The organism is Nitrospira sp. (assembly GCA_016788885.1).
In the GTDB taxonomy this organism is placed as follows: Bacteria; Nitrospirota; Nitrospiria; order Nitrospirales; family Nitrospiraceae; genus Nitrospira_A.
This window is the reverse complement of the sequence record JAEURX010000065.1, coordinates 1-20,974: the sequence shown is the minus strand read 5'-3', so window position 1 is coordinate 20,974 and position 20,974 is coordinate 1. Positions and strand designations below refer to the sequence as shown.

Annotated in this window: 19 protein-coding genes; 16 read left to right on the top strand and 3 right to left on the bottom strand. The window is 59.4% G+C overall.

The features are described 5' to 3' along the window. The first annotated feature begins 2 nt into the window (after window positions 1–2). The gene (locus JNL86_16730) at window positions 3–1,094 is read left to right on the top strand and encodes a hypothetical protein (protein MBL8044556.1); all 1,092 of its coding nucleotides are present in this window, start codon (window positions 3–5) and stop codon (window positions 1,092–1,094) included. 221 nt (window positions 1,095–1,315) lie between these two features. After that, window positions 1,316–1,801 (top strand): hypothetical protein, encoded by a 486-nt coding sequence (locus tag JNL86_16725; protein ID MBL8044555.1) that lies wholly within the window; start codon window positions 1,316–1,318, stop codon window positions 1,799–1,801. A gap of 65 nt (window positions 1,802–1,866) precedes the next feature. Here JNL86_16725 and JNL86_16720 read toward each other — a convergent pair whose 3' ends face one another. Together JNL86_16720 and JNL86_16715 are read right to left on the bottom strand one after the other, a co-directional pair. Further along, window positions 1,867–3,417 carry a hypothetical protein gene (locus JNL86_16720; GenBank protein ID MBL8044554.1) on the bottom strand — a complete coding sequence of 517 codons (1,551 nt, stop codon included), beginning with the start codon at window positions 3,415–3,417 and terminating at the stop codon, window positions 1,867–1,869. Between the two features lie 233 nt (window positions 3,418–3,650). Beyond that, window positions 3,651–3,878: a hypothetical protein gene (locus tag JNL86_16715; GenBank protein ID MBL8044553.1), complete on the bottom strand. Its 228-nt coding sequence runs from the start codon at window positions 3,876–3,878 to the stop codon at window positions 3,651–3,653. A gap of 325 nt (window positions 3,879–4,203) precedes the next feature. Here JNL86_16715 and JNL86_16710 point away from each other — a divergent pair, with 325 nt between their 5' ends. The 9 genes from JNL86_16710 (at window position 4,204) to JNL86_16670 (ending at window position 14,683) form a co-directional block, all read left to right on the top strand. Further along, window positions 4,204–5,664 (top strand): NFACT family protein, encoded by a 1,461-nt coding sequence (locus JNL86_16710; GenBank protein MBL8044552.1) that lies wholly within the window; start codon window positions 4,204–4,206, stop codon window positions 5,662–5,664. A gap of 63 nt (window positions 5,665–5,727) precedes the next feature. Beyond that, entirely contained in the window at window positions 5,728–7,770 is a 2,043-nt protein-coding gene (locus JNL86_16705) for a sigma 54-interacting transcriptional regulator (protein MBL8044551.1), read from the top strand. A 190-nt stretch (window positions 7,771–7,960) separates the two neighbouring features. Next, window positions 7,961–8,365, top strand: a complete 405-nt coding sequence (locus tag JNL86_16700; GenBank protein ID MBL8044550.1) for a hypothetical protein — start codon at window positions 7,961–7,963, stop codon at window positions 8,363–8,365. Beyond that, the gene (locus tag JNL86_16695; GenBank protein MBL8044549.1) at window positions 8,362–9,492 is read left to right on the top strand and encodes an FtsX-like permease family protein; all 1,131 of its coding nucleotides are present in this window, start codon (window positions 8,362–8,364) and stop codon (window positions 9,490–9,492) included. The genes JNL86_16700 and JNL86_16695 overlap by 4 nt, the downstream gene beginning before the upstream one ends. Window positions 9,493–9,497: 5 nt before the next feature. Next, window positions 9,498–10,247 carry an ABC transporter ATP-binding protein gene (locus JNL86_16690; GenBank protein MBL8044548.1) on the top strand — a complete coding sequence of 250 codons (750 nt, stop codon included), beginning with the start codon at window positions 9,498–9,500 and terminating at the stop codon, window positions 10,245–10,247. Further along, window positions 10,244–11,212 carry an efflux RND transporter periplasmic adaptor subunit gene (locus tag JNL86_16685; GenBank protein ID MBL8044547.1) on the top strand — a complete coding sequence of 323 codons (969 nt, stop codon included), beginning with the start codon at window positions 10,244–10,246 and terminating at the stop codon, window positions 11,210–11,212. Before JNL86_16690 ends, JNL86_16685 begins: the two co-directional genes overlap by 4 nt. Further along, the gene (locus JNL86_16680; protein MBL8044546.1) at window positions 11,209–12,729 is read left to right on the top strand and encodes an efflux transporter outer membrane subunit; all 1,521 of its coding nucleotides are present in this window, start codon (window positions 11,209–11,211) and stop codon (window positions 12,727–12,729) included. Before JNL86_16685 ends, JNL86_16680 begins: the two co-directional genes overlap by 4 nt. 185 nt (window positions 12,730–12,914) lie before the next feature. Continuing rightward, the gene (locus tag JNL86_16675; GenBank protein ID MBL8044545.1) at window positions 12,915–13,811 is read left to right on the top strand and encodes a tetratricopeptide repeat protein; all 897 of its coding nucleotides are present in this window, start codon (window positions 12,915–12,917) and stop codon (window positions 13,809–13,811) included. 146 nt (window positions 13,812–13,957) lie between these two features. Next, on the top strand, window positions 13,958–14,683 hold the full coding sequence (locus JNL86_16670; protein ID MBL8044544.1) for a hypothetical protein: 726 nt from the start codon (window positions 13,958–13,960) through the stop codon (window positions 14,681–14,683). 222 nt (window positions 14,684–14,905) lie between these two features. On the opposite strand, the gene JNL86_16665 is transcribed toward JNL86_16670, so the two are convergent. Continuing rightward, window positions 14,906–15,226: an RNA-binding protein gene (locus JNL86_16665; GenBank protein MBL8044543.1), complete on the bottom strand. Its 321-nt coding sequence runs from the start codon at window positions 15,224–15,226 to the stop codon at window positions 14,906–14,908. An 814-nt stretch (window positions 15,227–16,040) separates the two neighbouring features. Between JNL86_16665 and JNL86_16660 the strand changes: the two genes are divergently transcribed. The 5 genes from JNL86_16660 to JNL86_16640 all read left to right on the top strand — a co-directional run. Next, on the top strand, window positions 16,041–16,640 hold the full coding sequence (locus JNL86_16660; GenBank protein ID MBL8044542.1) for a serine acetyltransferase: 600 nt from the start codon (window positions 16,041–16,043) through the stop codon (window positions 16,638–16,640). 10 nt (window positions 16,641–16,650) lie between these two features. Further along, entirely contained in the window at window positions 16,651–18,657 is a 2,007-nt protein-coding gene (locus JNL86_16655; protein MBL8044541.1) for an HAD-IIIC family phosphatase, read from the top strand. After that, complete coding sequence (locus JNL86_16650) at window positions 18,644–20,287, top strand: SDR family NAD(P)-dependent oxidoreductase (protein MBL8044540.1); 1,644 nt, start codon at window positions 18,644–18,646, stop codon at window positions 20,285–20,287. Before JNL86_16655 ends, JNL86_16650 begins: the two co-directional genes overlap by 14 nt. Window positions 20,288–20,301: 14 nt before the next feature. Then, on the top strand, window positions 20,302–20,538 hold the full coding sequence (locus JNL86_16645; protein ID MBL8044539.1) for an acyl carrier protein: 237 nt from the start codon (window positions 20,302–20,304) through the stop codon (window positions 20,536–20,538). Window positions 20,539–20,540: 2 nt separating this feature from the next. Beyond that, a partial coding sequence (locus JNL86_16640) for an ABC transporter ATP-binding protein (GenBank protein ID MBL8044538.1) occupies window positions 20,541–20,974 on the top strand: 434 nt, incomplete at its 3' end.

Genomic DNA, 20,974 nt, shown 5'->3' with positions numbered 1-20,974 from the left:
GTATGTGGCAACAGCCACGGCAGTTCCTGTCCTGCCTGATGCTCCTACTCTGCATGCCGGCTCCCTCTGCACTGGCTTTCAACATTGTGGCTCCAGCCAATGGGGCCATCCTCACCTCCGGACAACCGACGACCGTGGAGGTCGAAGCAGGGAAGGAAGCAGGCCTCGTCGAGGTTCGGTACTACTGGTATCCGGAACAGACGGACGCGTTGGTCGAACAGGGGGAAGATCGAACGGGCAAGGCCTCTCAAGGCGCCATGGCAACCGATAAGTATTGGCAGAAAGACAGTATCACCGGAGCACCGGTGGTGGCCCTACCGGTGTTGACCTCGACCGTGGATCGCGTTCCACCGTACGGAGGCGCGCTCCCGGTCCCGCCGGACGCCATCGGACGCATGCGCCTCCTGGCCATTGCAGACATTTCCCAAGGCCGTCTGGGCCGCAAAACCGTGTTCGACGAAATCCTTGTCACCGTCCAGCCGGCAGCCGAACTGCTCTCCATCGACTTTGAAACAGAAAAACCACTCCAACTCGGCCGGAGCGGGCAGTCTTCTGCCTACGGTCACGTTGACTCACTCGGAAAGATCTTCGAACTTGCCGTCGTCGGCGAATTCGCGGATGGCATCACCCGCCCACTGTCATCCCCCAACACGGGCACCACCTATACCTCAGGCGACGAGCGCATCCTCAAGGTGTTACCGGACGGACTGTTACAGATCGTCGGGATCGGCAAGACCTCCCTGAGCGTGGCCAATCGGGGGAAACAGGCCACACTCGACGTACGTGTGGAGGTCAACCCGGAACCGAACGAGCCGCCGATTGCCGATGCCGGCACCGCCAAAACGGTCAAAGCAGGCACGAAGGTGCGCCTCAATGGATTGCTGAGTCGGGACCCGGAGGGAGAAGCGCTGTTCTATGCGTGGAGTCAGGTACGAGGCAGCAAGGTTGCGATGCTCGATGTCAATATGGCGGAGCCGTCTTTCGTCGCCCCCTATGTCTCCGAGACTCGCACCTTTCGGTTCAAACTGCGCGTCACGGACAAGAAAGGCGCAGACAGTGTCCCGGCATACGTCGATGTCACTGTCGATCCCTGAACGAACGGGTCCAATGCGCTATTCTACGTATCCGAGTCGATACACAGCGTATCGACTCGGATACGATCCCACAGCGCCGTTGCCGGGTGTGCGGGCCTATCGTCGGCACCGAGGCGCAAGGCAGTGACCTTCACGCCTACTCCAACCGGAAACGTTGTGTTACTATCAGCCCACCGTATGTTGCTGCCCACAAATCGCGCCGCCAACCATGGAGGATGCTTATGGCATTGCATCAACAAGATCTCGTTCCAGGCAGTGGTGATCAACTCCTGACACTGGACGACACCACCGGGTTGCAGTGGTTGAACCTCACAACCACTGCAACCCGGTCCTATCAGGACGTGCTTGCTGACTTTGGGGGACTCTTGGGAACCTATGGATTCCGCTACGCGACGATCACCGAAGTTACAGACCTTCTGACCCACTTCGGCATTACATCCTCACCCACACCGATCAGCAGCAACGCCTTGCCTATCGAAACGTTTATCGAGTTTATGAATGGGAAAAGCGCTACGAATGGGACAACGTTGTCAGTGAAGGCTCTATTTAAACAGAACTCGGTTCCATCTTCAGCTAACACACCTGTACTAGGCATTTCCATGATACTGAACAAAGCAATGCCTGGTGGTTCGATGGACTCTACTCTGATAGGAAAGGCAGGAGTTGGCGCTCCTGACGTGTGCTCGTTTCTCGTGAAACACGCCTAGAGGGCAGCCTAGCGCACTAATGTAAGAGTTTCCTTCTTATCGTACGGTCGGTCAATACAGACGTATCAAGTCAGCTCATAGATTTGGCGGGCATGCGCTAGGGCAGCTCGATGTCGGCGTAGCGCCGGACCAAAGGAAGATGTGGCGACTTCGGCCTGTTGGGTAGACATCGCCTGTTCAATCTGCGCGAGGGCATCGGCCAGTTGCCGCACCAATTGCTTACCTCCGCGAGTCAGCCATTTCAATTCGCTGCCGGCGTAGTCGAGATCGGTGAGCGAGTAACGGACCGACTCGATTTCTTCGAGACTGCGATAGCGCGCACGCGCCAGATCGCGTTGACTCAAACCAGCGCGTCGCCAAGCCGCCGCCCCATTTCGGCCGGTCCCCCAGATCACCAATCGCTCGAACAGCATGGCGCCCATGGTGAAGGTGAATGTCGCGTGCAAGATCCCTCTCAATGGCCGTAAACTCCGCCGCCACGGAGAATAGAACAACTCCTGGTTATGGTCGTGTTGATACAACACATCCTTGCGCAGCAGTAGATTGAGGTGATGGTGGCTGTTCTCATGGATCAAGTCGTCGATCAAATCAAGGTCATCACGGTCGAAACAATTGATGGCGGATAGTCCTGGACGATGCCGGTAGCTGAAACTCACCACCCCTTTGGCGTTGAGCGGAACGATCCGCGAGGTCAGCAACGCCAGCAGGCGATCCCCTTCCGGCCAGGCGGCAGCTATGGCCGACAATGCCCGGCGCATGCGTTCCGCCGCCTCCGGCTTCGTGGGTCGCACCCCGATGGGCGTTTTATCTTTTCCATACACAAGCGTCGGCCCGAGGACAACAGATCCGTATCGGCTCTTCCGCAGGGCCACTGGGACCAGTCGCCGCCAATGCCACCGCTCATGCCTGCCGCACTCCAGCATGGGATACGCGCGATCGCCGATCAACAGATCGATCCCGGATGCCGCAATCACAAGTTTCCCCTGCCCCTCCGCGCGCTGTAACGCAGTGCGAGCCTGCCCGATGGCCTCATAGAAGATCCCCATCGTGCCGATGGCGCAGCCCCAGGGCAATTCGACACGCTCAACATTCGCACGCAAATCACACGGCACCAACCACGCATCGGAACGGTGCCGTGCCACCCAGTCGCAGGCCAGCCGGGGCGCGAGGCACACGGACTCTTGAGTGATTTCTTGCGCGAGTCGCTGACAGAGCGTGGTCAGGCGTGGCAAGAGCATGCGTGGATCCGGCTTTCCGTCCGGAAAAATTTCATCGGCGTACCCATGCTCGTAGAACTTCTCTCGAAATTCTGCGCGAAGCTGTTGGGCGATCTCCCGACGTGATCGCTCCTGCCGCACTTGCGTGACGATATCGACGAGGTACAGCAGATCGTTGAGCGACTCGATCCATCCCACCACCTTCCAGTTGCTGTACTCGGATGTCGTGAAGGAGCGCCCAAGCCGTCGGAACCAGTCGATCTGCAAGCCAAGCGTGCAGGCATCGGCCGCATAGTTCCGTTCAAAATCTCGACAGAGATCCTTCAGCAACTTCTGCATCGACTGTTGAAACGCTTCCATCAGTCGTTCAAGAATTCCTGCAGTCAGTAATGTTGTCACGACAGAACACTCCTACATCCATTTTCGTGTCGCGCGCACTGTACGCGAGTACGTAGCGACTGACAAGCAGACGGCTCACTGGACAAGAGGGGCAATATGTCACCAGACGTGAGGCGAAATGGGACTGGGCTGAGCGATCGTAACGAGGAGCAGCTGCGGAGGCGAGCGGCGCACAGGGGCACCCGGGCACATTCCCCCGCGAGAGAGAAGTGCGTGTCGCGGGGGATATGCCGCTATGCCGTGAGCTTGATCAAATCAAAGAGAAAGGGCTTCTCCGGTGCTGAGGCCGGAACGGGACGGAGGTGAGAATTCTGCACCATCCGATGACGCTGAATCAGAGTATCGACGATGTTGCCGCAACTCAGGCACCGATGCCCTTGCAGGCGCATGGGGTGATAACTCTCCTGAAGATCGATCAAGTCATCCTGTACCATCAATCCTTCACATCGCGTGCACGTCATGAGTCGCCTCCCTTCGGACAGACAATACGGCCCTCGACAGACGCAAGCACCTGTTGCCCAGCGATCAACTCACCAACCGTCACCAGACAGTAAGCAAACCGAATGCCATGGACTCCGCGGCCCCGTCTCCTTCACTGGAGCAGTCTGTGACAACGACGCGGCTCGCCCTGAGCGATCTCATAGCCTTGTTCTGTGTCCGAATTGGTCTCATGGGACAAAAATGGGTAGAATCGGCTACTGTGATTGTGGATCACCCGAGTGCCGACAGACTGTACAGGATGGGACAGAAGGCTGATTCCTTCGCGGATGGTCTGGCATACAAATAATGTCTTTTTCTGCGACAGAAATTGGCTCCATTGTCCAGGAACTGGCTCCGGCACTGGCCCAGGGCTGGATCCAAAAAATCTCTCAACCGCTTCCCGACTGCCTGGTGCTCGAAGTTCGTGTTCCTGGCCACACGCGCCGGTTGCTGTGCTCGGTGCACGACAGCACAGCCCGCCTGCACCTGGTTCAATCCGGCCTTCCCAACCCTCCGAGCCCACCGGTGTTCTGCCAATTGCTCCGAGCTCGGATTCAAGGTGCGCACATCGAATCTCTCCAGCATGTTCCCGGCGACAGAATCGTCCGGCTCAATTTGACCAGTCGGAGCGGGCCGGTCTCGCTGGTCGCGGAATTATTCAGCCGAAACGCAAACCTGCTCTTTCTCGATGAGGACGGCCGCGTGCTGGCCACCCTTCGGCAACACAAGGACCGATTGAACCAGCCATATCAAGCTCCCAACGTGCCTCTTGTCCGCCACGCCTCGGAAGAGGCTGTGTTCCCCGAGCTCGGGGGTCAGCCCCTCAACGCGGAAGCCTTCCCACTGTCGTCTCGGCTGGAGGCTCGTTACCGAGAACGGGAGGCAGAGCTCTCCCGCCTGACCCAGGTTCGGGAGCGGGAATCGGCCCTGCGAAAGCATCTCAAGAAACTCCTGCGTCGCGCAGACGCACTCCGTCGAGATCTGGAACAGGCTGGACGGTACGAACCCTACGCACGCTACGGAGAGCTCTTGAAGGCGAACCTCGGGGTGCTGAAGAAGGGCATGACGGCGGTCTCCGTCGTGGATTATTACGACGAACGGCTACCCGAGTTGACGATCCCGCTTGACCCGACAAAGGGGGCGCAGGCCAACATGGATGCCTACTTTGCGAAGTACCGTAAGTTCGTGTCAGCTCAACGGGAAATCGCACCGCGTCTGACCACAGTCCACACCGAGATCCAACAGTCCCAGGCAGAATTGGAGACGATCAAACAGGGCACCTGGGTTGCGCAGAGCACAGAAGAACGACCGAGAGGACGCCCCACGGGCCGACTCTCCAAACCTCGTCCCGGCGATGAAGGGCGCCGCGGACCATTTCGACGCTTTCTGTCCGCGGATGGCTGTCCGATATTTGTCGGACGGAATGCGCGGGAAAACGATGAACTCACATTCGGACTGGCCAGGAGTGAGGACCTGTGGCTCCATGCCCGCGGGACACCAGGCTCTCATGTGGTCGTGCGCCTCGAAAAGGGTGCGGAACCTCCGCTTGAGACGATACGCGACGCAGCCACCCTCGCGCTCTTGTACAGCGACCTCAAGAAAAGCGGGAAAGGCGATGTGATTTACACGCGGCGAAAATGGGTCAAAAAAGCCAAGGGCCAAGCCCCCGGCGCGGTGACCGTGACTCAAGAGCGGTCTATCTATGTGACCCTCGATAAGACCCGCCTCGACGGACTGAAATCACGCCTCACAGGCCGTCCGTCCTAACCTTGCCTTATCACCTGCGGGCTGCTTTTCATGGATAACCGTCACGTGGTACAGTGCCCACATATGGGCACCGTTTTTGATACACGTGATCGGTTCCATATTCTGAGCACGCTGCTTCAGACCAAAACGCTCCGCCAGTTTGACGAACGCCTGCAGGATGAGCTTCTACCGATCCTTAGATGCTCCATCCTCGGCCTCTACCTCTACAGCGAGACCACTGCGGCGTTTTCACCCGTATCGGATATTTTTCGAGACCCAACCTCTCCTGCGTACCCTATTGCCCAACTCCCGGCAGCAGGCACCATCAAGGAAGCCGCCGTCCGCGCCGGACAGGCCATTCTCGCCAATGATCTCAGCAACGCGCCCTGGACGGAAGCTCAGGCAATTGATCCTCTGATCTACCGACGTTCATCGGTCCTGGTGGCGCCGGTCACGATACCTGCCGAGCCCCCAATCGGCGCGCCAGCCAAGACCTTGGCGGTCATCGTGGCAGTCGCAATGGAAGGGCCGGACGCATTTACCGAAGAGGATCGAGACTTTCTCGAAGTGCTGGGCCAACACATCGCGCCTGTGCTGACCGCCGTGTTGGCGGCGGAAGAACGCGACACGCTGGTCGCCATCAATGGTCAGGTGGTGCTCGGCGCCATCACGCTCGACAATCTGATCCATTCGATTCAGCCGATTCTCCGCAACGTCATTCACCATGATGTGACAGGCCTCGTACGGTTTGTCGGCGAACCCCACAATCGCTGGTTTGACATCGTCGCTTGCGAAGGCGTCGCCATAGACCAGGACGCGTTGCGACAATTTCCATTCGAGCACATGGCCGCGGCAGAAATCCTGACGACCGGCAAGCCGCTGCTCCTCACCGGGCACAACCAGGAGCGATTTGCTGAGCATCGCTACTTCGAATCACTCGGCGTCTTCTCCGCTATGCTCTGCCCTCTTCTGGTTCGTGGAAAACCCTATGGCTTCCTGGCCATCGGGAGCAAAAGGCGGAATGCATTCTCCGAGCGTGACTTGGCACTGACTGAACAGATCGGCTTTCACCTGTCCCACGCGATCACCAATCTCTCAGCCTACGATCAGATTCGTCAGCTCAAAGACCAATTGGAGCAGGAAAACGTCTATCTGCGGGAAGAAATGGGCGCGTCGTTAGACCTGAAGAGCCTGGTGGGCGACAGTCCTGCGTTACAAAAATCGCTGCGCGCCATCGAGATGGTAGCCCCCACAGACTCTACCGTGCTCATCACCGGAGAAACAGGAACCGGCAAAGAACTGGTGGCCCAGGCCATTCATCGACTTTCGCCACGTCAGCAGAAAGCCTTGATCACCGTAAATTGCGCCGCACTTCCGCCCACGCTCATCGAATCCGAACTGTTTGGACATGAAAAGGGAGCCTTTACCAGCGCGACCGCCCGCAAGCTGGGTCGATTCGAACTCGCACACGGCGGGACCATTTTTCTGGACGAGGTGGGAGAACTCCCGATCGACGTGCAAATGAAACTCCTGCGTGTCCTGGAAGCCCAAGAGTTCAACCGGGTCGGTGGGACACAGACCATCCGAGTCGACGTCCGCGTCCTTGCCGCCACGAATGTTGATCTGGATCAAGCCATCAAACGAAACAGCTTTCGTGCCGACCTGTTCTACCGCCTGAATGTCTTTCCGCTTCGCCTTCCGACGTTGCGCGAACGCCTTCAGGATATTCCACTTCTGGCACGCCACTTTGTTCAGAAGTACAGCCAACGGCATCGGAAGCCGGTCACGCGCATTCACAGCGCCGCGCTCAAGGCGCTCTCTGCCTATGATTGGCCCGGCAATGTGCGTGAACTGGAACACGTCATCGAACGTGCGGTGATCGTCAGCCGGACCTCGACCTTGACGACCGAGGACCTCGACGGCCTGGGACGCACCACTCCTCCCGCCACCAATCCGCGCACCATGGCGGAGGCCGAGCGGGCGCATATCCTTGAGACACTGATCCGAACACATTGGGTCCTGGCAGGCAAGCAAGGCGCGGCACAGGAATTGGGCATGAAACGATCAACCCTTCAACACCGCATGAAAAAATTGGCTATCATCCGTCCTGCGCAAGCGAATCATTGACTGCCCATATATGGGCACACCACCTATTCACCTGCCAATATTTCGGCACCTTTTCACCTCCGTTCCTGCACTCGATTCCTCCTGGTGAAGATCGTTTTCATGTAAGAAATCGTGATGTTCATAAGGCCACCCTTCCTCCGTGACCACCCTGGCACCGTCCATGCTCCAATCCTCCTACATGAAATCCACGATGGCGATCCCGACTCCGCAATCCGTCGGCGACGAGATCCAATCCCACATGGCCGAGCGGCAACGCGAGTTGCTTGCGTCTGGTGACGCCAGTCGTGATGGCCGCTGCTTCTCATGGTGCGGTGACATTCTGGATTTTCTCATAGAGGGACTCGGCGACCGGCTTGCCGCCAGGGGCATCACCTTCACCAGTGCGTTTCCCGGCCCGTTGCGGCTCATGGACGAAGATCAACAGCCCAACGGTCAACACGTGCGACGTTTCTGGACCGTCGCGCTACACCGTGGATGCCCGATCGCAAGGATTTGCACCCTCTTCTTCCATCGCCACGACCAGGTCAGGCTTCCACAGCCACCGCGGATCGTCGCCTACGCGCCGGACCATCGGGTCAGCGAGGACAACGCATGAGCTACGTGGCGCTCAAAATGCTCTTCGGCGACCGCGCAAAATATCTCATGCTGCTCTGCGGGCTCACCTTTTCGGTCATGTTGATCGTGCAGCAGGGGTCGATTTTCTGGGGTCTCATGATGTGGTCGCAATCCAGCGTGACGAATATCAACGTCCCGATTTGGGTCACGGATCCCGGCATCGGCCAGGTTGACGAGGTGAAGCCGATTGCCGACACCGCCGTCGATCGTGTGCGTAGCGTCTCCGGTGTGGAGTGGGCGGTTCGACTCTATAAGGGAGTGCTGCGCGCCCGTCTCTCCAACGGGGATTATCACCAGATCACGCTGACCGGGCTGGATGCCCCCACACTCATCGGACGCCCGACCGACGTGCTCGAAGGCCGATTCGAGGACATCTTGCAGCCCGATGCCGTCGTGCTGGATCAATGGGCCGTTGAACGCATGGGCGGCCCAACGGTCATCACAATCGGAACCGTGTTCGAACTGAACGACAAACTGGCCCGTGTGGTGGCCATTGCCAAGACACAGAAAAACTTCACCAACATTCCGGTGGTGTACACCACCTACGAGCGGGCGATGCGTTATGTGCCCCGCGAGCGCCGCACACTCTCCTACGTACTGGCCAAGGCCAAAGACGGAGTACCCGAGGCGGAGCTGACGTCGCGCATCCAGGAACAGACCGGCCTTGGAGCCTTTACCGCACAAGACTTCGGCTGGAAGACGATCAGCTGGGTACTCAAAAACACTGGCATCGGTATCAACTTCGGCACGACCATCGTGCTGGGGTTCATCGTCGGCATGGCCATCGCCGGGCAAACGTTCTATCTGTTTACCGTGGAAAACCTCAAGCAATTCGGGGCACTGAAAGCCATGGGCGCATCCACCTTCACCTTGGCACGGATGATTTTGCTGCAAGCCTTCACCGTCGGATTCACCGGCTATGGAATCGGCATCGGCCTCGCCACGGGATTCGGCCTTCTCTCCGCCAACAGCGGCGGGCTGCCCTTTGTGGAAACGTGGCAGTTGCTTCTCATTGTGCTCATCGCGCTCCTGGGGATCTGTGCCTGTTCCGCCTTGATCAGTATCGTCAAACTCGCGCGCCTCGAACCCGCGATCGTGTTCCGGTGACGCCCATGCATGTGCACGCAGACACGCAAGGGCCACTCGCTGCCTCCCCTCCCGCCACCGCTGTGCAGGTACGGGGACTCGTGAAATCGTTCGGCACCGGGGACACGACGGTGACCGTACTCAAGGGGATCGATCTCGACGTGTACTTCGGCGAATTGCTGCTGCTGGTCGGGGAATCGGGCGGCGGGAAGACCACCTTACTCTCGGCCATCGCGGGCATTCTGGACATCGACGCGGGCGAGTTGGAGGTGCTAGGCGCCCCATTGACGCACATGCCCCCGGACGCACGCACACGCTTTCGAGGCCAGCGCATGGGGTTCATCTTTCAACAATTCAATCTCCTCCCGTCGCTCACCGCGGCGGAAAATGTGGCCATTCCGCTGCTGATTCAGGGCCTCCAGAAAAAGGACGCGATCTCGCGAGGGCGGTTGATGTTGGAACGTGTCGGACTCGGCGACCGGACCGAATTTCTGCCCAGGAACCTGTCCGGCGGGCAACAACAGCGCGTGGCCATCGCACGGGCCTTGGTGAACGATCCACAACTGCTGGTCTGCGACGAACCGACGGCCGCCCTCGACGGACCGAACGGCCAAAAGATCATGGAGTTGATCCGGGACGTGGGACGAGCCCCCGACCGTTGCGTCATCGTCGTCACCCATGACAGTCGCGTATTTCAATTCGGCGATCGCATGGCGGAACTCACGGACGGACGTATCGTCGGTATCCACCCGATTCAGAAAGAGGCCACGGCATGATGATTCTCAATCGATTCAGCGTCTGGCTTGCGCTTGCCTGCGCCGTGCTCGCTGCATGGAGCATCCTGACCGCAGGCAAGACCGCACCGATGCCGACTCCAATCGTGGCGCCCCCACGCTCTCCCTATGACACGACCGTGGCCGCGAGCGGCATCATCGAGGCAGCCAACGAGAACGTGCGCATTGGCCCCCCCACCGCCGGCCTCGTCACACGAGTCTTGGTCGCAGTCGGCGATCGGGTGCGCGACGGCGATCCGCTCCTTCAACTCGATGACCGGGACCTTCGCGCGCAGCTCGTAGCACGCCAGGCCGCGATCCCCCCGGCGGAAGCACAAGTTGAGGAACAGACCTACCGCATTGGAGATCTCAACACCCAACTCAAGCGGTTAAAAGCCGTAGGCGACAGTCGGGCCGTCAGTGATGACGACATCAAACGCACCTGGTACGCCTTGGAAATGGCAAAACGCGCGATGACCCGCCACGAGGCTGCGTTGAAACAAGTCATTGCACAGCGGGATGAAACACAAATGCTGCTCGATCGACTGACAGTCCGTGCACCAAGGGCCGGCACGATTCTTCAGGTCAACATCCGGGCCGGTGAATTTGCCCTCACGATCGGCGCGAGCGAACCGCTGATGTTGCTGGGAGACATGCAACAGCTGCAAGTTCGTGCCGAAGTCGATGAGATCAATGCACCGCTCGTGACGCCGCATCGGCCCGCCGTGGCTTATCCCAAAGGCAGTACCGCCCAACCGATCCCCCTGACGTTCGTCCGGATTGAGCCCTATATCGTGCCGAAGAAATCGCTGACCGGAGAGAACACCGAACGTGTGGACACCCGCGTCCTCCAGATCATCTACCGGTTTGAGCGGCCGACGTTTCCGGTCTACACAGGACAGCAGGTCGACGTGTTTATCGAGCGCGGCCCCGTCGGACCAGATCAAGCCGTGGAGTCACCACGATGAGACAGGCCTCTGCTCTATGGCAACAGGCAGGCAGCCTGATCGCAGGATTGCTGACCCTGTCGGTTGCCGGGTGTTTACAAGGTCAATCCTATACGCGCCCGCCAGTCAGCACGCCCACCGACTGGACCGCCATGGGAGCGGGTCCTGCGATCGGCGGCGACTCAGGGGCGGCACCGAGCGCCGATTGGTGGCAGGCGTTTCGCAATGAGGAACTCACCCAATTCATCGAGCGCGCACTCGCGCAGAACCATGACGTACGGCGGGCCGCCTCTCGCGTGATCGAGGGCCGCGCCGCCATGACCACCGCCGGCGCCGGCCTCTACCCGCAATTGAACGTTCAGGGCAGCTATACGAATATTTCCATCTCGAAGAACACCCTGGCAGGGTTGGGTCTGGCCACGGGGCAGCAACCCGGGCCGCAGGTCTTCGCCAAGCCCGGCAGTAGTTTTGATTTGTGGAACGGGGCAGCCGACCTTCGTTGGGAATTGGACTTCTGGGGTCGAATCCGTCGAGGGATGGAAGCGGCGTCCGCCGATGCGCAGGCCATCGAACAGGACGCCCGTGCCGTTGCCCTCACACTGATCGGGGACGTGGGGCAGTCGTATTTCCGCATCCGGGAATTGGATGAGCAGATCGAGATCGCCCAGCGGGCACTCGCGCTACGGCGCGACTCGCTGGACATTATCCGTAAGCGAACCTCGGTCGGGCTGGCATCAGACCTTGACGTAAAACGAACGGAAGTTCTGGTCGCCGAAAGCGCGGGGCAAATTCCGGATTTGACCCGCCTACGTACGGTTGAAGCGCATCGGCTGGAAGTCCTGACGGGGGCAGCCCCGGGAACATTGAATCTTCCACCTCAGCCCCTGCGGAAGATCGTCGTCCAGCCGGACATTCCGGTAGGGCTCCCGTCCAACCTGCTCGAACGACGACCTGATATTCTGCAGGCCGAGGCCAGCCTCAAAGCTGCCAATGCCCGTATCGGGCAGGCACGCGCCTACTTCTTCCCCACCCTGTCCATTACCGGCCAGGGAGGCCTGCAAAGTGCCGAGTTTGCAAACTGGTTCACAGGCAACAGCGCAAACTTCAGCATCGGCCCTTCGGTAACCCTGCCCATTTTTCTCGGCGGCACCAACGTGGCGCGGCTCGAGGCGGCGGAATCACGCTACCAACAACTGTTGGAAGGATACCAGCAGACGATTCTATTGGCCTTTCGCGAAGTCGCAGATCTGCTGGTGTCGATCCACATGCGCACAGAACAGTTGACACGCCAACGTGAACAGGCAACGGCGGCCGGCGCCGCCGTTGGTCTGGCGGAGGTCCGGTATCGCAAGGGACTCGTGAACTATCTCGATGTCCTCGATGCGCAACGCACGATGCTGGCAGCGGAAACGCAACTGGCCCAAACCGAACGGGCACGGCTCACCGACATGGTCAGCCTCTACAAGGCGCTAGGCGGAGGATGGCACCAGACTCCGGGAGGCGACGCCGTTCACCCCCAAGACCAGACCGGACACTAACAGGACGCCCCCTTCACTCGCATCGAGCCCGGTGACATCCACAGGCGGACTTTCAACTTGAAATTTCAGACGGGATCGGGCTATCTGACAGCGTGTGGTGCTGTCATCCTAATTGTCGAACAGGCCAGACACCGATTCTTCCCCTTCACCATCTTTCCCATGCGACTACGTAGAAGGAGCCTCCCATGCGAGACGGTGTTCGCCATCCGGCGTCGATACGCCCTATTGATCCTCCCCTCATCCTGTTGACCCTCGGACTACTCCTGCCCTTCGGAACTGAGTGCGTTGCCGCGCCGGCAGACAAGCCTGCGGCCAAATCCGGCCTGCCAGACAAGCAGGTTCTGGAGGAAGAACAGATCGTCTCTACCACCGACAAGATCACCCAACCGGTGGATACCGACGCTGAAGCCATGCGCCACAACGATCTCGGGGTGGCCTTCGTCTTCAAGGGGGATCTCGGGCAGGCCATCGACGAGTTCAAACACGCACTTCGCCTCCAACCGAACTATTTCGCCGCCCACCTCAATTTGGCCAATACCCTCCTCGACATCGGCCGGAATGACGCCGCGATGATCGAGTTCAAGGAGGCCCTGCGGCTAAAGCCGGAGGATTCGAAGGCGCACAATGATTTGGGAGTCGCGCTCAAGGAAATGGGCGATCCCGCAGGCGCCATCGCCGAATTCAAGACCGTCCTACGCCGCAATCCCGACGACGTCAACGCCCACAACAATCTCGGCGTCGCCCTGAAGGCCACGGGCGATCTCGACGGGGCCATCGCGGAATATCGCACCGCCGCAGGCCTCCAGCCGAACGATGTGAATGCGCACTTCAATCTCGGACTGGGACTGATGGAAAAACGTCAGCCTGAAGCAGCGATCAGTGAATTCCGCACCGCCCTCCACCTGCGTCCCAACGACGCCAAGATCCGGCTCAACCTCGGCAATGCTCTGGCCGGGATCGGGCAGCGCATGGAAGCGGCACAGGAACTGCGGCAATACCTTCGTCTGGAACTCGACACGCCGGCCAACAGGCGGTGGCTCGAGCAGGCCGAAGCAAAACTGCGCGAACTGGAGATGCCCTAACCGCCAGAGCCCTCCGCCACAAAGCCTGTCTGTCTACGTAGTCAGGAACCTGCGCCGGCCAGCAGAAAATTCTTCGGCAATGGCTCGCCCATAAGCCCCCATTTAGTGTACAGTCCTCCCCGCTTGATCTCGGACAGGGACGTTTGATGTCTCACACCCACTCCGGAACCAGTCTTCCCAAGCTCCGACGCCTCACGGGCGGCATCCTGGCCCTCGTCGGCGTGGGACTGCTCGTCCCCTGCGCACCATCGCCGGCGGAACAATCGGACCCTGCCTCGAATCCCGCCCACCTTCGTCAATGGACATTCGACAGTTCCGCTCCAGGCACATTACCGAGCGCCTATATCGTTGGAACGCTCTTCGATGGACGACCGGCCGGCGAGTGGAAAATTCTCATCACCGATCGCGCCAAAAGCCCGTCCCAGGTCCTCGCGCAAGTGCAACCCAAAGGGACGGATCAGACCAACAAACTTCTCCTCATGGAGGGGACCGGGAGCACGAACCTCGATCTTGAAGTCTCCTACCTCGCGGTTGCCGGTAAAGCCGATTTCGGCGGCGGCCTCGTATGGCATGCCGTGGACGATCGGAACTACTATCTACTGCGGGTCAGTTTGATCGAACAGAAACTTCGCCTGTACCGCGTCGTGAAGGGAGTTCCGCAAGTGGTGAAACAGATCGATCGTCCCCTCCCTGCAACGGGGTGGCATACACTTCGCGTCGTGCAGCGGGGATGCGAGATCAAAGCCCTCTATGACGACGCCGTCCTCATCCGTGCCTGCGACACGACCTTTGCGAACGGCCGGATCGGACTGTTGACGAAAGCAGACGCCATCACCTACTTTGATGACCTGTCTCTTCGCCTCCTCGACTAGCGATTCTGAGAACCACACCCTGGAGGCGCGCACCTCCTTCCGCTCCGCTACGGCAGCCGTTTCCCTCCATCTTTGCGGATGCTTCCCCTACGACAACCACGCCTCGCCCTCTCGTCCCAGAGGCTGTTCGCCATGTCGCAGCAACCACACGATTATGCGACGGCATAAAAAAGGGGCAGTCACCCTGAGGATGACTGCCCCGAGCTGATTCATGACTGGGCGTTACCAGCGATCGCGCTTGCCCCCGCGATCGTTAAACCCCCCGCCGCTCCGTCCAGGACCGCCGGAACGGGGCTCCTGCGGACGCGCTTCATTGACCGTCAATGTCCGGCCACCCATGTCCGAGCCGTTGAGAGCCGAAATCGCCTTCTGTGCCTCGTCAGAAGAGGCCATCTCAACGAATCCGAAACCTCTCGATTGGCCGGTAAACTTGTCCGTGATGATCCGGGCGGATTCCACCGCCCCATGCACCGCGAACAAATCACTTAACTGCTGTTCGGTTGCCGAATAGGGCAACCCGCCAACATAAATTTTAGAACCCATGTGGGTCCTCCTCTTGGGTAGTGACATTGTCTTGATCGAAGGAAAGAAAGGGAAAGGACGGGCCGAAGGCGCGACAAAACGGAGCGACTTGGGTCTGGCTTTCGATTAGATTCCCGGGCAAGGCAACATCGAGTCAGGCCTGAACTATTTCAACGCATCCCTCACCAGGCCCCAGCGTGAGACGGCGAATAGTACCATGGCCCCCCCTCCCATACAAGTCACGAAACAGCAGGGTTGTACAAGTTGGAACAACGGAGGGAAGTGGTCAGGACAGCGGGAGGGCCTCATGCATTCATCCCGCCCCCTGACAGTCCACCGACTCACCCAGGCAACCATCAACGATGAAATTAGTGCCCTAGGTACGTCCCCAGTCGACAATGTGCCTTGAACAAGCGATGCTCCGCATACGCTGATCGGTGGTTAATCCCAACGTCTCTCGTGACATGGAATCGACGCAAGTGCCTCACAATGACACGGAGCCTGCACAAGGCGTGTCCTACTCGAAGCGACATGCGTGCCGATCCGATGGCGACGACGATTTCGTCTTCCATCTTCACTTTTGGACTGTCCAGTAATGCTGGACATATGGTAAGATTTGCTACTCGTTCCCTGACAGTAATGCATCGACATGAATCGCGGCGCTTCGATGTCAGATGTGTGCCGCCTGTGCCTGTCGAAACTTGCCGCGCTGATGGCAAGCCACAAACAGCCCAACGCGCAACGAACTCATGGAGCGGCACAGATGCCTCGCGCATCGGCCCGATGGCGGAACATGAATACGTTGACAAGACTGCTTCACCCCACGGAACTCCCCATGCTGAACCCATTGCTGCGCTTGTATCGAAGCGTACAGGAGCTGATCGAGCAGATATCAGAAGACTGGGCCGTCAACCATCGCGACTGGACCATGCCCGGATTTCGCGCGATTGCAGTCCATCGCTTTGGCACCTGGGTCTCGAACAAGCGCCCAGGTATGCTGAGGACCGTCCTACTCAGGCTTTACCGGATGCTCTACCGCTACGTTCGCAACACCTACGGCATTGAGATTCCGCTGACGGTCGTGCTCGGGCGCAGATTATTGCTGGCGCACCAAAATGGTCTGGTGTTTCACTGGAAAACCGTCGTCGGCGACGACTGTCTTATCCGGCACAATGCCACGATCGGAGCGGGGTATGGAGGAGCAAAAACCCTCCACAAGGGCCCTCACCTCGGGAACCGCGTCGAAGTGGGACCTGGCGCGGTCATCTTTGCCGCGGTCACAGTCGGCGAGGGTGCGGTACTCGGACCAAATGTCGTGGTCATGTCCGATGTTCCGGCTGGAGCCCGGGTCTTCGCCGAAGCTCCGCGCATGATCCGACTTCCACATGTGTCGCGGACGCCCGCTCCACTTAAAACAATGCCGCAACACATGTGAGAAAATCTGGATGACGCCAAACGGTATCGCGCCACTACGACCGGCCACGTCCGCCGACACACCGGAGCTTCGCGGTGACGCGCTGCTCCGGCAGGGAAAGACGGAGCAAGCCATTCAATCGTATCTCGACGCCGTCACCAGTCCACCGTCTACGCCCCTCTGCCTCAAACTTGCCCGAAGCTATGACCGCATCGGCAACCATGCGGAAGCATGCCGCTGGGCACTGTCCCTTGTGGACGCGGGCGACGACTATGCAGCCTGGCAGGCCGGCTGGACGTTGTTTCAACGCAACGCACAACGCACCGTATGGCCCGCTGCGAGAACAGTCAAAGTGGCGATCGCCGGCAGCTATACCACGACTCAACTCGGTGCGATGGTGCGCCTTGCGGCGGCGAGAATCGGCATTCGGATCGACTTGTATGAAAGCCCCTACGGGCAATACCAACAGGACATCATCGATCCGGCCAGTAACCTCTACGCGTTTGCGCCCGACATCGTACTCTTGGCGGTGCACGAAGGGGATCTGCACCTGGCAGAGTTTAGCCCGGACCCCGCGGAAGAAGTGCAACGGGAAGTCAGTCGATGGACCGCACTCTGGAATCTGGCCACAACCCTGTCACGCGCCCGAATCGTCCAGCACAACTTCGCCGTGCCTTGCGACATCCCCACAGGGCATCTCGCCACCAGACTTCCTGGATCCCGTTACATGATGACCCAAGCGGTCAACACCGGCCTTGGCGCCGCAGCGGGCACCGCCGTCTCCATCGTGGATTGTGAACGACTCTCGGCGCTCATCGGCAAACAGCGTTGGTACGATCCGCGCTACTGGAACCTCTCGAAGCAGGCCGTGGCCCTCGACGCCCTCCCGCTGCTGGCCAGACATACGGCCGCGGTCATCGCAGCAGATCTCGGCTTGAGCCGGAAGTGCCTCGTGCTCGACCTGGACAACACCGTATGGGGCGGTGTCATTGCGGAGGACGGCCTTGCCGGCATCAGATTGGGGCATGGTCCCGAAGGCGAAGCGTTCGTGGCCTTTCAGGAATACCTGCTGCAGCTCAAGCGTAAAGGCGTCATTCTGACCGTCTGCTCGAAAAACAATCACGCCGACGCCGTTCAGCCCTTTGAGCAACATCCCGAGATGCGGCTGCAGTTGCACGACATCGCGCTGTTCGTCGCCAATTGGCAATCCAAGCCGGAGAATATCCGCACCATCGCCGACACACTCCAAATTGGCTTGGACGCGCTGGTATTCGTCGACGACAATCCTGTCGAGCGAGACCTCGTGCGGAAGTTTCTCCCGCAGGTCGATGTCCTTCCGCTGCCTGAGGATCCCGCCTATTACGTCAGGACGCTCTCACAGTATCTCTTGCTGGAGACCGCGTCCCTGACAGCCGAAGACAGTGAGCGGACCAACCAGTATCAAGCCCGCGCCAAAATTAAGGCCCTGGAAGCTGCCGCGAACTCCCTCGAGGATTTTTATCGCAGCCTCCAGATGCACGCCATCGTCACGCCGTTTGAGGAGACCCAGCTGCCCAGGATTGCGCAGCTCATCGGCAAGACCAATCAATTCAATCTCACCACCCGTCGCCATGGCATGCCGCAACTGGAGGGCTTCGTACGGGACACGCGTTACGTCCATCTTGCATTGCGCCTGCGCGATCGCTACGCCGACCACGGGCTCGTGAGTGTGATGATCGCGCGACATGACGGCGACACGCTGGACATCGACACGTGGCTCATGAGTTGCCGTGTCATCGGGCGTACGGTCGAGGCCACGATGCTGGAGCATCTGTGTCAACGAGCACTCCAGCTGGGCTGCACCTCGATTCGTGGAACCTACATTCCCACGGCAAAGAACGCGATGGCGGCAGAGGCCTATGCCAAACAAGGCTTCACGCGACTCGGCACGAACGATGGGGCCGAAACCTGGACCTACGATCTGCTGGCGAGCGGCACGATAACGAATCCCTTCGTCACAAGCGTTGCCTCCTGGGAGCCAGCTCATGGCGAGCCCTGAGTCACAAGGCCCTGCCGCGTCTTTCCGGGTTGCCCCCCCCACGATCTCATTTACCAGCGAGGATTTGGCCCGGTTCAGCGCGGCCAGCCACGACCGCAATCCCCTGCACCTCTCGGAGGAGTATGCGAGGGCAACTCCCTATGGGGAGCCGGTCGTATTCGGCATACTTGCTGTGCTGGCGTCCCTCGGACGGCTCTCGAATCGCCCTCAGCACCGGCTTCAGAGTCTTTCGGTCGAGTTTCGCAACCCTCTTGCTGTCGGGGTACCGTACCGCCTAGAGGCTTCCGTGCCTTCGGCGGACCGTGAGACGGTCAAGCTATACGACGCTACTCGCTTGATGATGAAGGCGACGTTTACGTTTGCCCCTGGGCAAGAGACCACTCAGCCAATGCTCGTGCACGGAAAGCCCTCCATTTCGGACGCGGCGGACCGGACGAAGGCAGACCTGATTCCCGGAACCGGCGTGAAGGGGCACTATGGTCCGAATACGCAAGAGTTTGCTCACGTGGTCACCCAATGGGGACTCTCCGGAAAGGGTGCAACGGCACACCAGATTGCAGCCATGATGTGGGCGAGTTTTCTGGTGGGCATGGAACTCCCCGGAAAGCGGGCCGTCTTCTGGCGATTGATGCTCCAGTTTTTCCCCGAATTGGAATTCCAGCAGGGACCATTCACTTACGACGCAGTTGTTGAACAGTTCGACGAGCGCTACGACCTTCTGCACACCACCGGTAGGCTGTCATCGGGGACTACAACCGGCGTGACGGCGCAGACGTGGGCCTTCGTACGCCAGGATTCACCACAGCCCTCACTCCGTCGGATGACCGAACTGCTTCCGCCTTCAGAACGGCTTATCGGGCGAGTGGCCTTGGTCATCGGAGGCAGTCGTGGTCTCGGCGCAGCCATTACTCAAGCGCTGGCCTCACAAGGTTGCTCCGTGGTCATGAATTATCATCGTTCCAGCCAGGAGGCTGAGCGGATTCGAGCCAGCTTCGGGGCGAGTTCCACTCACATCACGCTCTTGCAAGGCAACGCGGCGGATGTGAACTGGTGCGAGACCGCACGACAGACGATCCTCAATCGGTTCGGCAGACTGGACCTGCTGATTTGCAATGCCTCCCCACCCATTCGCCCCCTGTCGTTCGCCCCGGAACGATTGGCACAATTTGACGACTTTCTTTTAAAAAGCCTGGCACTCATCACCGTTCCCATGGCCAGTTTTCTCAGCGCCTTGGCAGAATCGGAAGGGTGGAACGTTGTGCTCTCCTCGGCCTTTGTGAAGGAACCACCGGTGGAGTTTCCACAGTACGTCACCACAAAATGTGCGATCGAGGGATTGGTCCGCTGGGCGGCAGTGCACTCCCCGAAGGTGCATCAGCTGATTGTCAGGCCGCCGAAGTTATTCACCGATCAGACCAATACGACCATGGGACGACAGGGCGCCATGGACGTCGAGCAGGCCGCCGCGTCGATTGTGCGGCATATCTGTTTCGCCTCCCAGGCTCACACACTGGAGATCCTGGAGCCATTTGAACTGTCTCGAGACCCCTCACCTCGCCCGGACGGCAACGAACAGCCGCCTGCAAATGACCGACAACCAGTAGGTCGCCAACCCATCCCAACCAACTGAGGAGCCACGTAAACATGAACCTACACCACCAACTCGAGGAAGTATTTCGTCAGGTATTCGACAACGATCAACTCGCACTGCGTGATGACATGACCGCGTCGGACATCGAAGGCTGGGATTCCGTTGCCCATATCAATCTCATGTTCGGAATCGAACAGGCATTCGGGGTTCGCTTCAAGGGCAATGAGCTGGCCGACATGAAAAACATCGGTGAACTGAAACAGTTTTTGTCCGGCAAGGTGACGTGCTGACCATGAGTGATTTGGCCGTTCACGTCGAACACCTGTCCAAGCGCTATCAATTAGGGGCAACGCATGCCCATACGGGGTCGTTAGCCGGCGCGCTGGCCCAGGGACTCCGTCGGCTCGTTGGACGGCGCCCCGCCGTCCCCGCATCGGCCCCCGACAGCCTGTGGGCCCTGCGTGACGTCTCCTTTGAAATCAAGAAAGGAGAAGTCTTCGGCGTCATCGGCACGAACGGCTCCGGCAAGAGCACGCTGCTGAAGATTCTCTCCCGTGTGACGGAACCGACCGCGGGCCGTGCGCTCATCAACGGTCGGTTTTGCGGCCTGTTAGAAGTGGGCACCGGCTTCCATCCCGAACTGACCGGCCGCGACAACGTCTTCATGAGCGGCGCCATCCTGGGGATGAAACGAGAGGAGATCGCCCGCAAGTTCGACGAAATCGT